At 38.4% G+C, this 15,382-nt stretch carries 14 protein-coding genes; 9 read left to right on the top strand and 5 right to left on the bottom strand.

Annotated elements, in window-relative coordinates; genetic code table 11:
- Positions 1-22: 22 nt before the first annotated feature.
- From jag to rpmH, 5 genes are all read right to left on the bottom strand, one after another.
- A complete protein-coding gene (gene jag / locus D6856_RS05240) occupies positions 23-778 on the bottom strand; it encodes an RNA-binding cell elongation regulator Jag/EloR (RefSeq protein WP_092245122.1) in 756 nt (251 codons plus the stop codon).
- A gap of 23 nt (positions 779-801) precedes the next feature.
- Positions 802-2,112 carry a YidC/Oxa1 family membrane protein insertase gene (locus D6856_RS05235; RefSeq protein WP_120686054.1) on the bottom strand — a complete coding sequence of 437 codons (1,311 nt, stop codon included), beginning with the start codon at positions 2,110-2,112 and terminating at the stop codon, positions 802-804.
- 20 nt (positions 2,113-2,132) lie between these two features.
- Positions 2,133-2,342 carry a membrane protein insertion efficiency factor YidD gene (gene yidD, locus D6856_RS05230; protein WP_120658227.1) on the bottom strand — a complete coding sequence of 70 codons (210 nt, stop codon included), beginning with the start codon at positions 2,340-2,342 and terminating at the stop codon, positions 2,133-2,135.
- Entirely contained in the window at positions 2,343-2,690 is a 348-nt protein-coding gene (rnpA, locus tag D6856_RS05225) for a ribonuclease P protein component (protein ID WP_120686053.1), read from the bottom strand.
- A gap of 61 nt (positions 2,691-2,751) precedes the next feature.
- Positions 2,752-2,886: a 50S ribosomal protein L34 gene (gene rpmH / locus D6856_RS05220; RefSeq protein ID WP_013282343.1), complete on the bottom strand. Its 135-nt coding sequence runs from the start codon at positions 2,884-2,886 to the stop codon at positions 2,752-2,754.
- A 547-nt stretch (positions 2,887-3,433) separates the two neighbouring features.
- On the opposite strand from rpmH, the gene dnaA reads away from it, so the two are divergent.
- The 9 genes from dnaA to D6856_RS05175 all read left to right on the top strand — a co-directional run bounded on the left by dnaA (position 3,434) and on the right by D6856_RS05175 (position 15,379).
- Positions 3,434-4,834, top strand: a complete 1,401-nt coding sequence (dnaA, locus tag D6856_RS05215) for a chromosomal replication initiator protein DnaA (RefSeq protein ID WP_120686052.1) — start codon at positions 3,434-3,436, stop codon at positions 4,832-4,834.
- A gap of 293 nt (positions 4,835-5,127) precedes the next feature.
- Positions 5,128-6,237: a DNA polymerase III subunit beta gene (gene dnaN / locus D6856_RS05210; protein ID WP_092245108.1), complete on the top strand. Its 1,110-nt coding sequence runs from the start codon at positions 5,128-5,130 to the stop codon at positions 6,235-6,237.
- A gap of 18 nt (positions 6,238-6,255) precedes the next feature.
- Positions 6,256-6,471: an RNA-binding S4 domain-containing protein gene (locus D6856_RS05205; protein ID WP_092245106.1), complete on the top strand. Its 216-nt coding sequence runs from the start codon at positions 6,256-6,258 to the stop codon at positions 6,469-6,471.
- Entirely contained in the window at positions 6,468-7,571 is a 1,104-nt protein-coding gene (gene recF, locus D6856_RS05200; RefSeq protein ID WP_120686051.1) for a DNA replication/repair protein RecF, read from the top strand. Before D6856_RS05205 ends, recF begins: the two co-directional genes overlap by 4 nt.
- Positions 7,572-7,586: 15 nt before the next feature.
- Positions 7,587-9,524: a DNA topoisomerase (ATP-hydrolyzing) subunit B gene (gene gyrB / locus D6856_RS05195; protein WP_092245100.1), complete on the top strand. Its 1,938-nt coding sequence runs from the start codon at positions 7,587-7,589 to the stop codon at positions 9,522-9,524.
- 26 nt (positions 9,525-9,550) lie between these two features.
- A complete protein-coding gene (gene gyrA, locus D6856_RS05190; RefSeq protein ID WP_120686050.1) occupies positions 9,551-12,103 on the top strand; it encodes a DNA gyrase subunit A in 2,553 nt (850 codons plus the stop codon).
- Positions 12,104-12,128: 25 nt separating this feature from the next.
- The gene (locus tag D6856_RS05185) at positions 12,129-13,586 is read left to right on the top strand and encodes a GGDEF domain-containing protein (protein ID WP_120686049.1); all 1,458 of its coding nucleotides are present in this window, start codon (positions 12,129-12,131) and stop codon (positions 13,584-13,586) included.
- Between the two features lie 2 nt (positions 13,587-13,588).
- Entirely contained in the window at positions 13,589-14,350 is a 762-nt protein-coding gene (locus D6856_RS05180; RefSeq protein ID WP_177223812.1) for an exodeoxyribonuclease III, read from the top strand.
- Between the two features lie 24 nt (positions 14,351-14,374).
- Positions 14,375-15,379 (top strand): AEC family transporter, encoded by a 1,005-nt coding sequence (locus tag D6856_RS05175; RefSeq protein WP_120686048.1) that lies wholly within the window; start codon positions 14,375-14,377, stop codon positions 15,377-15,379.
- Positions 15,380-15,382 lie beyond the last annotated feature (3 nt).

Below are 15,382 nucleotides of genomic sequence, written 5' to 3'. Positions count from 1 at the left end.
TGCTCAGAGGGGGATCTTATAATTATTTCTTTAAAGTAACCACTACTCTTCTGAATGGTTCTTCACCCTCACTATGAGTAGTAACATATCTATCACCCTGAAGAGCTGAATGAATTATTCTTCTCTCATAAGGATTCATAGGCTCTAAAGCAACTGACTGTCTTGACTTTCTAACCTTATAAGAAATGTTCTTTGCAAGATTTTCAAGTGTTGCTTTTCTTCTCTCTCTATAATTCTCGGTATCAACTTTTACATGAATGTAATCAGCGGATTCCTTATTAACTACCAAAGAAACAAGATACTGAAGAGAATCAAGAGTCTGTCCTCTCTTACCGATGAGGACTCCCATCTCTGCTCCGCTAAGCTCGATATCTAAAATATTGTCTTCTGCGTTGAACTTAGATTCAATAGCAACTTCCATTTTCATAGCGTCGAATACTTCCTTAAGGAAAGCATCTGCTTTAGATGTAAGCTTGCCTGCATCGATATCCGAAACCTTAGAAACCTTAGGCTCTTCGGAAACTTTCTTGGTTTCCTTCTTAGGCTCACTCTTAACTTCTTTCTTAGGTTCTGAAGTTTTAACTTCTACCTTTTCTTCAGGTTTATCTTCTTTAATTCTTGCTTTAATAACAGCGGGCTTAGCGTTGATTCCAAGGAATCCTGATGAACCGCTCGTTACAACTTCATAATCAAGTCTGTCACTGGTAACAAGTAAAGCTTCGCATGCCTCTGTAATGGCATCGTCAACGTTTTTTGCCGTAAACTCTCTATATTCCATCGTTCCCTCCCCTATAGGAATTATTATTTATTGTTTTTCTCGTTAAACTCTTTAACCATGTTTGCTTTAGCGAAAAGAGAATCCTTACGTATTTCCTTATTGGAGTAATTATCTCTTACTTTCTGAAGCTCTGCTTCTCTCTCCTCCATAGAAGCAGATGATTTAGATGCAACAGAAGAAATACTTCTGGTATTCATGTTGGCATATCTGTTCATGGAAGGTGTAGCCTTCATCTTTTCTTTTTTCTCGTTGTACTTCTCAATATTCTTGGCAATCTGAGCATCGATGTCTGAATTATCAATATGCTTGTTGATAAGAACCTGCTGAATAGCTCTTACTACCGCACTTGCAATCCAGTAAATACCCATACCTGCAGGAAGACTGAAGCAGAATACCGCAGACATAAGAGGCATCATAACATTCATAGTCTTCATTGACTGCTGCATCTGGGCAGTAGGATCGTTCTGATCAGCCTTACCATCTGCCTGTGCAGGCTGAGGCATGAGCTTAACGGATACCCACTGGGTAAATGCAGAAAGAACAGGAATAGCTATTGCTCCGAGAAGAAGTAAAAACTGCTTATTTGCAAAAGCTGTTTTTACCATAAATCCCGGTGAATCAGCTATATTAAGACCAAGAAATGAATTGTACTTGCTTAAAAGTGCATGAGTATTATCAATCGAAGAAGACAATCCTGCAAATTTCTCTTTAAAGTTCAACCAATCTGCGGAAGAAGCTCTGTTAAGAACATCAATAATAGTATTCTCCACATATTTGGTATCACCGTTTACAAAAAGATCATTCTTGAACTGTCCCTGAAAAGACTTGGCACTTGAAATTGATTCTTTTATATAATCAAGTGCTCCGTCAGTTGTGCGAATCTGCTCAACAAGAGGATAAAATGCATTTTTAACGATACCTACATATCCCGGAATAGCATAAATAACACGATAAAGTGAAATAAGTATAGGCATCTGAATTAACAGCTGCAAACAACTTCCGGTCTGAGATACTCCATACTTGGCATAGACCTCTTTGGTCTCCTGCTGCATAGCGAGCATTGAATCGTTATCTTTTTTTCCTTTATACTTCTCTTGAATAGCCTTAAGTTCCGGGCTCATCTTATACTGAAGTTTAGAAAACTTCTGCTGTTTATAAGTCAAAGGAAGTAAACAAAGATTAATTACAATAGTGAAAATAATAATTGCAAGTCCGATATTGGGAACGCCGATCATATTCAAAACATTAAAGATCGCATTCATTATCTGACCGAGTACCCATACTATGGGCTTAAGTATTTTTCCCTGATCTTGAGAAAAGAATAATGCTAACAACTTTAACCTCCTCCTAGCATTTACGGAACCGGATCATATCCACCGCTTGAAAAAGGATTACATCTTAATATCCTCCAAGCAGCCAGTAGTCCCCCTTTAAGGGCTCCGTACTTTTCTATTGCTTCTAGTCCGTACTCCGAACATGTGGGAATATACGGACATTTTGTTCTTTTTAACGGAGACAGATATTTCCTATATAATTTAATTAGATAGATCAATATCTTTTTCATTTAAATACCGCCATTTTTTATTATGCGGGCCTTCCCTGCCAAGCTTAATAGAGAATCCTTAATATCATAATAAGAAGCTTCTCTTGCACAGGCTCTGGCAACGACTACTATATCCAAACCACTATTGAACATATCTTCATGTAGCCGGTAACTTTCTCGAACAAGTCTTGCAAATCTGTGCCTTACAACACTGTTCCCAATCTTTTTACTGCATGAAATCCCAAGTTTATTGGTAGAACCGTTATTTTTCCACACATAAAGAACTATAAATTTATTGGCATAGCTCTTACCGTTACCATAAACATTGCGGAATTCACTTGTCTTTTTCATTGATTCTGAAAAAAGCATCTGTTTATCCTTTATTTTTTCGGAAGAAGAAAAAAGGCCACATCACTTGTGACCTTTACTATCAAGCAGATAATCTCTTTCTTCCCTTTGCTCTTCTGGCTGCGAGAACTTTTCTGCCGCCCTTAGTAGCCATTCTTGCTCTGAAGCCGTGTACTCTGGCTCTCTGAAGCTTATGAGGCTGGAATGTCATCTTCATAGTCGGAAACACCTCCTTCTTACACAAACTAAATAAAAACTAAGTATATATAATTACTCAGAAACCATCTAAATAATTACAGATTACATCCTGTGTGGAAAAAATCTTTATAATTATAATAAATAAAAACATAGCAGTCAACCCATAAAACCTCAGAAAATTAGGGTTGAGCATTTCAAAAAAAATCTAAAAAAAATATTTGACAATATATTGTGTCGATAAAAGTTATCCACATCAAAATGTTGATTTTGTGGAAAACCTGTTGATTAATTTTTTTAACCTCTTTTTATCCACATTTTTTCTCAATTTTGTGGAAAACCTAGGGCATAATTTGGACACAATTGATTTAAAACCGCATATTTAAGCCATTTATAACGGTAGATAGTTTTAGGTGGAAAAAGTATCATTTTTCCACAAGAAAAAAATAGGGTGTTTTGCAAAATTTTTTTTACCAAAGTTATCCACAAAGCGTCGTTGTTTGATATTTGACACTATTTAATATAAAATAGTAAAAGTCTATAATTTTGCTAGTTTGGGGAGTTTTTTCATGCAATCAACATCAGAAATCACAGAAAAATTAAAAGCGAATTGGGAATCAATCAAGCACACTATCAAGATTGAATCAGGTATAACGGAAATATCCTATAAAACCTGGATCGATCCTCTTACTGTGTACAGTATGGAAGATAATAATGTCAAAATACTTATTCCATCTGATAATTCAATGGCACTTCAATATATAATAGGCCATTACATGGATTTTATTAAAGTTGCCATCTCGGAATTTCTTGAAGATATGGTGGACGTTTCTTTCATTCTTAAAAAAGATGCTATTAATAATGAAGAAACACCTGAAAATGATCTCGTAAATGATCAGGAAAACCACTATTCAAGCAACATTAACTACGAACATTCCAATCTCAATCCTAAATATAGATTTGATACCTTTGTAGTAGGTAGCAACAATAAGTTTGCTCATTCAGCTTCACTTGCTGTTGCCGAGTCACCCGGAACATCTTACAATCCTCTTTTCTTATACGGAGGACCCGGACTTGGTAAGACTCACCTTATGCATTCTATCGGTCACTTCATTATGGAACACAATCATAAAGCCAAGGTTCTTTATGTAACTTCCGAGCAGTTTACCAATGAAGTTATCGAATCGATCAGAAGCGGTAAAACGGAAAGTATGTCCAAGCTTCGTGAGAAATACAGAACAGTTGATGTTCTCATGGTCGATGACGTTCAGTTTATTATAGGAAAAGAATCAACTCAGGAAGAGTTTTTCCACACATTCAACGAGCTTCATCAGGCAGGAAAGCAGATTATTCTTTCATCCGATAAGCCTCCTAAAGAAATGGAAACTCTGGAAGAAAGATTCAGATCCAGATTCGAGATGGGTCTTATTGCTGATATCCAGTCTCCCGATTATGAGACAAGGATGGCTATCCTTCGTAAAAATGCTGAGAACTACGGCAAAAACATTGATGATGAAGTAATCGATTATATCGCTACAAACATCAAGTCCAACATCAGAGAACTTGAAGGTGCATATAACAAGATCATCGCTTATTCAAGACTTAACAACGTTGATGTTACTTTGGAAAATGCAATGGAAGCTCTTAAGGATATTATTTATCCCGATAAATCCAAAGTCATCACACCTCAGCTCATCATTGATACTGTTTGTGAACAGTACGGAACCAAGAAAGACGATATTATCTCCAAAAAGAGAAATTCCGAGATAGTTCTTCCAAGACAGATCATTATGTATCTTTGCAGAGAATATACAGATGCTTCTCTCGAGGAGATAGGAAAGATTCTCGGTAAAAAAGATCACACAACAGTAATGAGCGGTATCAATAAGATCAAACAGAAAATGTCTTTTGATGATGAGCTCAATAAAAACATAGATATTATAATGAAGAAACTCAATCCTTCTTTATAATATAAACAATTATTGTGGATAACTATGTAGAAATGTGTGTAGTTAGTTTGGGATTAATTGTTATTTGAGGGTGGATAATATTTTATTGGCTTATATGCCAAAATTTGGCTTGTTTATAACTTTTATTTTTTCAACATCAAAATTTTTATTATCAACACCCAAAAATTTGTAAAAAAGCCTCACAAATTGTATAATAGAATAGGTTTTACACTTATCAACAGCTATTATTAATTCTTTTATTATTTATTTATATTATTTTTATATTTGCATGCGCGAAGGGAGTAATTACTTAAATGAAATTTGTATGCTCAAAATCTAATCTGGTGAGTGGATTACAGATTGTGTCGAAGGCAGTTCCTTCAAAAACAACAATGTCTATTCTTGAATGTATTCTTGTTGATGCAACAGAAGGAATGATAAAGTTCATTGCCAACGATATGGAATTGGGAATACAGACTGTAGTGGAAGGAAACATTGTAGAAAGAGGATTTATAGCTCTTGATGCCAAGATTTTCTTTGACATTATAAGAAAACTTCCTGATAACGACGTTACCATAGAGTCTGATAATTCTAACAAAGTTACTATCAGCTGCGAAAAAGCAAAGTTTAACCTCATCGGAAGAAAGGGTGATGATTTCACTTATCTTCCATCTATCGAAAAAATAGACGGAGTTACTGTTTCACAGTTTACTCTTAGAAATGTTATTCAGCAGACTATCTTTTCAATTTCAGAAAATGATGCAAATAAGATGATGTCCGGAGAACTTTTTGAAGTTGACGGAGAAAACTTAAAGCTTGTTTCTCTTGACGGACACAGAATATCGATCAGAAAAGTAAAACTTGGAGGAAATTATTCTTACAAGAAAGTTATAGTGCCCGGAAAAACACTCGGAGAAATCAGTAAGATTCTCGGCGACAGCACAGAGAAAATGGTAAATATCTATTTTACCGACAAGCATGTGCTCTTTGAGTTTGATAAAACTATCGTTGTTTCACGTCTCATAGAAGGTGAGTACTTCAGCATTGATCAGATGCTTTCAAGTGACTACGAGACCAAGATGAATATTAACAGAAAAGAATTCCTTGATTGTATAGACAGAGCAACTCTTCTTGTAAAAGAGGGAGATAAGAAGCCTGTCATTATTTCTGTGACTGACGGAAAGATGGAACTTAAGATAAATTCAGCTATAGGAAGCATGGATGAAGAGATAGATATTGATAAACAGGGTAAGGATCTTATGATCGGGTTTAATCCCAAGTTCCTCATTGATGCTCTTCGTGCGATTGAAGATGAGACGGTTGATATTTATCTTGTTAATCCTAAAGCACCTTGCTTTATCAGAGATAAAGATTCAACATACACTTACCTCGTACTTCCTGTTAATTTCACAACAGTAGATTAAAGATTTTAGGACAAATAAATGGATATTATAAATTTAAGAGCGCAGGATGAGTTTATAAAACTCGGACAAGCTCTGAAAAAAGCAGGTCTTGAAAGTTCCGGAGTAGATGCGAAGATGGATATTCAAGCCGGAATGGTTAAAGTAAACGGAGAAGTCGAGACAAGACGCGGTCGTAAATTGTACGACGGAGATGTTTTTGAATACGACGGCCGACAGGTTAAGATAGAAAAATGATAATAAAATCACTGGAACTTGCTGATTTCAGGAATTATGAGAATGTAAAGATTGATTTCAGCAGAGGTACAAATATTTTATACGGTGACAATGCTCAGGGAAAGACCAATATTCTCGAAGCAATTTTTGTTTCTGCAACCACTAAGTCACATAAGGGTAGCAAAGATAAAGAAATAATAAGATTTGGCAAAGAAGAAGCCCATATCAGAACGATTCTTGAAAAAGATAACGCAGAATATCGCGTAGACATGCATCTTAGAAAGAATAAGTCAAAAGGAATAGCCATTGATTCTCAAAAGATCAAGAGAGCTTCCGACCTTATAGGTATGTTAAATGTAGTATTTTTCTCGCCTGAAGATCTTAGTATTATCAAAAATGGTCCTTCAGAAAGGCGCAGATTCATGGATATGGAGTTGTGCCAGTTGGATCAGATATATCTGAACAGTCTTTCTAAGTACAACAAATTAGTAGTCGAAAGAAACAGAGTTCTAAAGGATCTTTTTGAACATCCCGAAAACAGTGTTCTTCTTGATGTTCAGGACAAGCAGTTATGCGAGTACGGATCCGTCATAATCAAAACAAGAGAAAAATTCATCAAAGATCTTAATGAAATAATAAGACCTATTCATAGTAAATTGACGGGAGAAAAAGAAATCCTGTCCGTTTATTATGAGCCGAATGTGGAAAGTGATGAATTTGAAAAAAAGCTTACTGCTTCCAGGAAAAAAGATATTTATTCCAAGCAGACTACTGTTGGACCACACAAAGACGATTTTTCTTTTATAGTCAGGAAAAATCCTGATGAAGAAGGGATAGATATCAGAAAATACGGTTCGCAGGGACAACAAAGAACAGCATCTTTATCACTAAAATTATCAGAGATAGAGATTGTAAAAAGAGCTAAAAAAGAAAATCCGGTTCTTTTGCTTGATGATGTTTTATCGGAGCTTGACAGTAACAGACAAAATTACCTGTTAAACACTATCGGTAATATACAGACAATCATCACATGTACCGGACTTGATGAATTTGTAAATAACAGATTTGAAATAGATAAGCTGTTCAAGGTAACAGAAGGAACAGTAAGTAGCGAAAACTAAGAAACGGAGCTTAAAATGGGAAACGAAGAAGTAAAGTATGGCGCTGACCAAATCCAGATTCTTGAAGGACTTGAAGCGGTTAGAAAAAGACCCGGTATGTATATCGGAACGACAGCCAGCAGAGGTCTTCACCATCTTGTTTACGAGATAGTGGATAACTCGGTTGATGAAGCCCTTGCGGGATTTTGTAATCACATCGAAGTAACCATCAATGAGGATAACACGATCATTGTAAAAGATAACGGAAGAGGTATTCCCGTTGATGTTAACCACAAGTCAGGTCTTACCGGAGTTGAGGTTGTATTTACAATCCTTCATGCTGGCGGTAAATTCGGCGGTGGTGGTTACAAAGTTTCCGGTGGTCTTCACGGCGTAGGAGCATCTGTAGTTAATGCTCTTTCAGAGTGGCTCGAAGTTCAGGTAACAAGAGACGGAAAAGTATATGAGCAAAGATACGAAAGAGGAAAAGTTTGTTATCCTCTTAAGGTCGTAGGTGATGCACCCGAAGGTGCTACAGGAACAAGAGTATACTTTAAGCCTGACGCTCTGATTTTTAAAGAGACAACAATTTACGATTATAACATTCTTAAGCAGAGACTTAGAGAGATGGCATTCCTTACCAAGGGTCTTAGGATCACACTTACAGACCTTAGAGTGGAAGAGGGCGAGGAGCCTACAAGCCAGACATTCCACTATGAAGGCGGAATCAAGGAATTCGTTGAATATCTCAACAAGAGTAAGACATCTCTTTATGATGAGATCATGTACTTTGAAGGAAACAAGAACAACGTACAGGTTGAGGTTTCTCTTCAGCACAATGATTCTTATACAGAGAGTATTTATACATTCGTAAACAACATCAATACTCCTGAAGGAGGAACTCATCTTGAAGGCTTCAAGGCTGCTCTTACCAAGACTTTCAATGACTATGCAAGAGCAAACAAGATGCTCAAAGATAATGAGGACAACCTTACAGGTGAGGATATTAGAGAAGGTCTGACAGCTATTATAAGTGTTAAGATCGAGGATCCTCAGTTTGAAGGACAGACCAAGCAGAAGCTTGGAAACTCCGAGGCAAGAGGAGCAGTTGCAGGTATCGTAGGTGAGCAGCTCACATATTTCCTTGAGCAGAATCCCAACGTAGCCAAGCAGATCCTTGAGAAAGCTATTCTTGCTCAGAGAGCAAGAGATGCCGCAAGAAAAGCAAGAGATCTCACAAGAAGAAAATCAGCGCTTGACGGACTTGGACTTCCCGGTAAACTTGCGGATTGTTCAGACAAAGACCCCAAGAACTGTGAGATATTCATAGTTGAGGGAGATTCCGCCGGCGGATCCGCAAAGACAGCAAGAAGCCGTGCGACTCAGGCTATTCTTCCTCTTAGAGGAAAAATCCTCAATGTTGAGAAGGCAAGAGTAGATAAAATCTATGCCAATAACGAGATCAAGGCTATGATCACTGCATTCGGAACCGGTATTCACGAAGACTTCGATATTTCCAAGCTTCGTTACAACAAGATCATCATCATGACCGATGCCGATGTAGACGGTGCGCATATTGCAACACTTATGCTTACTTTCCTCTATAGGTTCATGCCCGAACTTATCAAAGAGGGCCATGTATATCTTGCACAGCCGCCTCTTTATAAGCTTGAGAAGAACAAAAAAGTCTGGTATGCATACAGCGATGAAGAACTTAATAAGATTCTTCAGGATGTAGGAAGAGATCAGAATAATAAGATACAGCGTTATAAGGGTCTTGGAGAGATGGATCCCGAGCAGCTTTGGGAGACAACAATGGATCCTGAGAGAAGAGTACTCCTTAGAGTAACGATTGATGAAGAATCGGAATCAGACATTGATGTCACATTTACAACTCTTATGGGAGACAAGGTTGAACCCAGAAGAGAATTCATCGAAAAGAACGCTAAATTCGTTAAGAACCTGGATATCTAAGAAACCGGTGTAAACAGAGGAAAAAAATGGCAGAAAATAATAACAATAACAACAATAATAACCTGTCAGATGACGTTTTTGAGAAGGTTACAATAGACAAAATCAAAGAGGTTGATCTTCAGAAGACCATGGAATCAGATTATATCGATTATGCCATGAGTGTTATCGCATCTCGTGCGCTTCCCGATGTAAGAGACGGTCTTAAGCCCGTACAGAGAAGAATCCTGTATTCCATGATAGAGCTCAACAACGGTCCCGACAAGCCGCATCGTAAGTGTGCGCGTATCGTCGGAGATACAATGGGTAAATATCACCCTCACGGTGACAGCTCTATTTACGGTGCTTTGGTTAACATGGCACAGCCTTGGTCCATGAGATACTGTCTTGTAGACGGACACGGAAACTTTGGTTCCGTGGATGGTGACGGCGCTGCCGCTATGAGATATACAGAGGCAAGACTCACCAAGATTTCAATGGAGATGACGGCCGATATCAATAAAGATACCGTAGATTTCACTCCAAACTTTGATGAAACGGAGAAAGAGCCTACAGTACTCCCCAGCCGTTATCCCAACCTTTTGGTTAACGGAACAACAGGTATTGCGGTAGGAATGGCAACAAATATTCCTCCTCATAACCTTCGCGAAGTAATAAATGCGGTAGTTAAGATGATAGACAACCGCGTTCTTGAAGACAGAGAAACAGATATAGAGGAGCTTCTTCCCATCGTTAAAGCTCCCGACTTCCCTACGGGAGGAATCATCTTAGGAACAAGAGGTGCCGAGGAAGCATACAGAACAGGACGCGGCAAAGTAGTAGTAAGAGCCGTTACAAATATTGAGCCTATGTCAGGCGGTAAGAACAGAATCGTTGTTACGGAGCTTCCTTACCTTGTAAACAAGGCTAATATGATTTCCAAGATCGCTGAGCTTGTTAAACTCAAGAAGCTTGACGGAATCACAGCTCTTCGAGATGAATCTGACAGAGAAGGTATGCGTGTTGTAATCGAGCTTAGAAATGATGTTAACCCTAACATCATGCTCAACAAGCTCTATAAGCATACTCAGATGCAGGATTCCTTCGGAATCATCATGCTTGCTCTTGTAAACAATCAGCCCAAAGTTCTTGGTCTTACCGAGATGCTTAAGCACTACATCAAGCATCAGGAAGAAGTAGTTACAAGAAGAACACAGTATGATCTCAACAAGGCAGAAGAGCGAAACCATATTTTGGAAGGTTTGCTCATTGCCCTTGATAATATCGATGAAGTAATCAAGATTATCAGAGGAAGTGAAACAGTTGCCATTGCAAAAGAGCAGTTGATGGGTCGTTTCGGACTTTCAGATGCTCAGGCACAGGCTATTGTTGATATGAGACTTCGTACTCTCACAGGCTTGGAAAGAGACAAGCTTGAGCAGGAGCACACAGAACTCTTAAAGAAAATCGAAGAATTAAAGGCAATTCTTGCAGACAGAAAGCTCCTTCTTGGAGTAATAAAGACTGAGATCACGGAGATTTCCGACAAGTTCGGCGATGACAGAAAATCTCAGATAGGACATGACGATTCCGACATCGATATGGAGGATCTCATTCCCAACGTTAATACCGTTATCGCAATGACAAACTTAGGATACATCAAGAGAATGTCTATCGATAACTTCAAAGCTCAGAACCGCGGAGGCAAAGGAATTAAGGGAATCACCACGATCGACAATGACTTTGTGGAAGATATCCTTATGACAACAACACATAACTACGTTATGTTCTTTACCAACACCGGAAGAGTTTACAGACTTAAAGCTTATCAGATTCCCGAGGCATCAAGAACATCAAGAGGAATGGCAATCGTCAACCTCCTTCAGCTTGCGCCCGGAGAAAAGATAACAGCAATGATCCCTGTAAAAGACTTTGAGGATAAAGATAAGTGTCTGTTCATGGTTACCAAGAAGGGTACTGTTAAAAAGACACCTATCGTAGATTTCTCAAATGTAAGAAAGACAGGACTTGCAGCCATCAACTTAAGAGATGATGACGAACTTATAGAAGTTAAGACACTTAAGCAGGATACAGAAGTATTCCTTGTTACCAAGAACGGAATGTGTATCCACTTTGCAGAGAGCGATGTTCGTACAACCAGCAGATCGTCAATGGGTGTAAGAGGAATGATGCTCGACGATACCGATGAGATTGTAGGAATGCAGCTCAATACTCAGGGAGATTCACTTCTTATCGTTTCCGAAAAAGGTTATGGAAAGAGAACAACTCTTGATGAATTCCACAGCCAGTTCAGAGGCGGAAAAGGTGTAAAGTGTTATAAGATCACTGAAAAGACAGGTTCCGTAATCGGCGTCAAAGCAGTAAACAACGATAACGAGATCATGATGATCACAAGTGCCGGTATTATCATTCAGCTGAGAATGGATGAGATTACCGTTCACGGTAGAGTTACATCCGGTGTTAAGATGATCAACCTTGATAAGGATGTTACGGTTGCCAAGATAGCCAAAGTCAGAGAGAAAATCTCCGACGGAGATAAAGAGCTTGACGATATCGAAGATGTAAGCGAAGAAGAAGTTTAATATACTTTGACTGTGAGGGGACTCAATGAATATTGGACTGTTAGTTTCTGAACCTGAAGATGAAATAGTAAAGAAAATATGCATGGGTGCAGTAAAAGCGGCTAATGGCAAGGAAGTAACCCTTGTCATTATGCCGGGTAAAAAACTTTGCAGCAAAAAAGGTACAGCTAAAGATGATGATTTCGATTATCAGTACAATGCCCTTTTTGACTATGCCAAGCAGATTAGTTTCGATGTCATTCTTGTTGACATAGAGAGAATAGGCAAGAATGTGACCATCTTAAGGAAAGAAGCATTCCTGAACAAATTCAAAGATATTCCCTTACTTACATTGTCGGAACAAGAAGGTTATACATGCGTTAATCAGGTGGAAAATGAAAAAGAGCATTTCGAACAGCTTGGATATGAAGCTGTTTGCGATGCGATTTTCTATGTAAAGAACCAGGTACTTCCGCCTGCAGAACCCGATCAAAAATTTGAATTCAATCCTGAACCCGATTACAAGGCACTTATAAATATAGCAGAGATCGGAAGAAAGATTCTTCACAGAAAATATGAATCTGAGGCTTCTTACAAGGTAGTTACAAATATAGCCTTGGAGAACGGACTAAAAGACTGCGGAATTTTCCTTTATGATAAAAAAGTCAAAAACAACGAGAAGAATACATGGAAGATTCCGGAGAAAATAGGCGTAAAGGCTGCAATAATCAACGGAAAAGAAGCACTTTTTGATGACGGTAAGCTTGAGACCGAGACAAGTGAAATTATTTCTTTGTTTACCAGGGATAATAACAAAGTGCTTATCATGGGAAATCTTTTTGTCGGAGATTGTCAGCTTGGTGCAATGATCGTGGATTTCCATAAGAAATTCCTGATAGATAACTTTTTTGACAGTATAACAGGTATACTTACCGGCATTTCAAGATTATCATATCTTGAAAGACAGTTGCAGGAGACAAGAGAAGAACTTTATGATGTGCAGGAAGAGCTCGCAAGAGACGACTCGGTTCTCGATCATATAGGAGATCAGGATTATCTCACCGGAGGACTTAACAGAAGAGGATTCTTTGCAAAGGCATATGACCTTTTGAAAGAAAACTTCAACGAAGGAAAAACCGCGATAGTAGCATACATAAACATGGAATCTCTCAAAAACATAAATGATATATACGGTCATGAAGAGGGAGACCGCGTTGTTAAAAAGGTTGCGGATATTCTACAGAAGGTATTTGACGATTGTATTATCGGAAGGATCAGAGGCGATGAATTTGCGGTTATAGAGATAACCGATGATGAAGATCGCTCAGAGGCGCTTCGCGAGGAGATGTCGGTTCAAAATACCAAGCTCTTTAGTGAATCCAAGAGATATATCAACCACCTGCAGTATTCAATCTGCGAATTCAGCTATGAAGAGAATCTCTCACTTCGTCAGATGTTAAAAGAGACGGATGAGAGCTTACAACGAATAAAAGGAAACATTTAATAATGGGAATAAAACTTGTATCATGGAATGTTAACGGGCTAAGAGCCTGCGTATCAAAGGGCTGTTTTCAGGAATTTATGGAAAAAGAAAATCCTGATGTGATCTGCCTTCAGGAAACGAAGCTTCAGGAAGGACAGATCAAGATGGATCTTCCCGGATATGAAGAATACTGGAACTATGCTGAAAAGAAAGGCTATTCAGGAACCGCTATTTTTACAAAAGAAAAGCCGATATCGGTTACATATGGTCTGGGAATAGAAGAGCATGACCATGAAGGAAGAGTTATAACTGCAGAGTACCCTGATTATTATCTGGTAACGGTTTACGTTCCCAATGCCAAAGAAGACCTTTCAAGACTAGAGTACAGACAAGTTTGGGAAGATGATTTTCTTAAATACATCAAGAAACTCGAAGAGAAAAAACCGGTGATCTATTGCGGAGATCTCAATGTAGCACATAAAGAGATTGACCTTAAAAATCCCAAGAGCAACAGGGGACATGCCGGATTTACAGATGAAGAAAGAGCTAAGTTTGACAATGTTGTTTCTTCAGATCTGGTGGATTCATTCAGATATTTTTATCCTGACCTTGAAGGAGCATATTCCTGGTGGTCATACAGATTCCATGCAAGGGAAAAGAACGCCGGCTGGCGTATTGACTACTTTATTGTATCCAAAGATTTCATGTCAAAAGTTGAGGACGCAAAGATTTACAGCGAGGCTCTCGGATCCGATCACTGCCCCGTAGGCATAATATTAAAATAAGACCGGATCATACGAAGCGAGATTATGGATAATTTAATTTTTAGTTTAAACGTCACATTACCGATATTTCTTTTGATGGTGCTGGGTTATATATTCAATAAACTCGGCATCATTGATGAAAAAGCATCCTCATGGATGAATAAATTTGTTTTTAAAATAGCCTTGCCCGTATTGGTGTTTGAAGATCTTGCGAGTCAGGATTTTGCGGGCACATGGGATGGAAAATTTGTTCTATTCTGTTTCTTTGTAACAGCACTCAGCATAGCTGTTATATCTTTGATCTCCAAATTCATTGTAAAAGAAAAAGCTAAAAGAGGAGAATTTATCCAAGGCGCTTACAGAAGCAGCGCGGCTCTTCTCGGGATAGCATTTATTCAAAATATTTACGGCGAAATGAGTTCGGGAATGGGACCCCTTATGATACTTGGAAGCGTTCCTCTCTACAATATATTTGCCGTTATAATTCTCATGGTTACGGCAAATGACAGTGAAGGAGCTATTTCGGCAGAAGAAAAAGACGCGTCCGGAAACGCGGTTGAAAAAAACGAAAAGAGCAAGCTGATAAAAAGTACCGCTGTGGGAATAGTTAAAAATCCGATCATTATAGGAATTTTCGTTGGAATGCTATGGTCGATATTACATATTCCGCAGCCGAAAATATTTGAAACACTTGTCGGAAATGTAGCAAGACTGGCTACTCCGCTCGGACTTATGGCAATGGGAGCGGCTTTTGATATAAAGAAAGCATTAAAGGAAGTAAAGCCGGCGGTTATTGCATCAATAATTAAACTCTTTGTACTGGTGGCAATCTTTTTGCCAATAGCGGTTAAGTTAGGCTTTTCCGGAGAGCAGCTTATCGCGATACTCGTAATGCTCGGCTCTGCAACGACAGTCAGCTGCTATATTATGGCCAAGAGCATGGACCATGACGGCGTATTAAGTAGCAGCATAGTTATGCTTACGACCTTCGGATGTTCGTTTTCACTGACTTTCTGGCTCTTTATATTAAAATCATTGGGACTTGTATAAGAT

Source organism: Butyrivibrio sp. XB500-5 (assembly GCF_003625505.1).
GTDB lineage: Bacteria > Bacillota > Clostridia > Lachnospirales > Lachnospiraceae > Butyrivibrio.
This window is presented reverse-complemented; position numbering and strand designations above follow the sequence as displayed.

What these genes read in the sequence shown, in the direction of transcription:
- jag (WP_092245122.1), bottom strand. Translation starts at nt 778, where the DNA reads ATGGAATATAGAGAGTTTACGGCAAAAAACGTTGACGATGCCATTACA.
- yidD (WP_120658227.1), bottom strand. Translation starts at nt 2,342, where the DNA reads ATGAAAAAGATATTGATCTATCTAATTAAATTATATAGGAAATATCTG.
- rnpA (WP_120686053.1), bottom strand. Translation starts at nt 2,690, where the DNA reads ATGCTTTTTTCAGAATCAATGAAAAAGACAAGTGAATTCCGCAATGTT.
- rpmH (WP_013282343.1), bottom strand. Translation starts at nt 2,886, where the DNA reads ATGAAGATGACATTCCAGCCTCATAAGCTTCAGAGAGCCAGAGTACAC.
- dnaA (WP_120686052.1), top strand. Translation starts at nt 3,434, where the DNA reads ATGCAATCAACATCAGAAATCACAGAAAAATTAAAAGCGAATTGGGAA.
- dnaN (WP_092245108.1), top strand. Translation starts at nt 5,128, where the DNA reads ATGAAATTTGTATGCTCAAAATCTAATCTGGTGAGTGGATTACAGATT.
- D6856_RS05205 (WP_092245106.1), top strand. Translation starts at nt 6,256, where the DNA reads ATGGATATTATAAATTTAAGAGCGCAGGATGAGTTTATAAAACTCGGA.
- recF (WP_120686051.1), top strand. Translation starts at nt 6,468, where the DNA reads ATGATAATAAAATCACTGGAACTTGCTGATTTCAGGAATTATGAGAAT.
- gyrB (WP_092245100.1), top strand. Translation starts at nt 7,587, where the DNA reads ATGGGAAACGAAGAAGTAAAGTATGGCGCTGACCAAATCCAGATTCTT.
- gyrA (WP_120686050.1), top strand. Translation starts at nt 9,551, where the DNA reads ATGGCAGAAAATAATAACAATAACAACAATAATAACCTGTCAGATGAC.
- D6856_RS05185 (WP_120686049.1), top strand. Translation starts at nt 12,129, where the DNA reads ATGAATATTGGACTGTTAGTTTCTGAACCTGAAGATGAAATAGTAAAG.
- D6856_RS05180 (WP_177223812.1), top strand. Translation starts at nt 13,589, where the DNA reads ATGGGAATAAAACTTGTATCATGGAATGTTAACGGGCTAAGAGCCTGC.
- D6856_RS05175 (WP_120686048.1), top strand. Translation starts at nt 14,375, where the DNA reads ATGGATAATTTAATTTTTAGTTTAAACGTCACATTACCGATATTTCTT.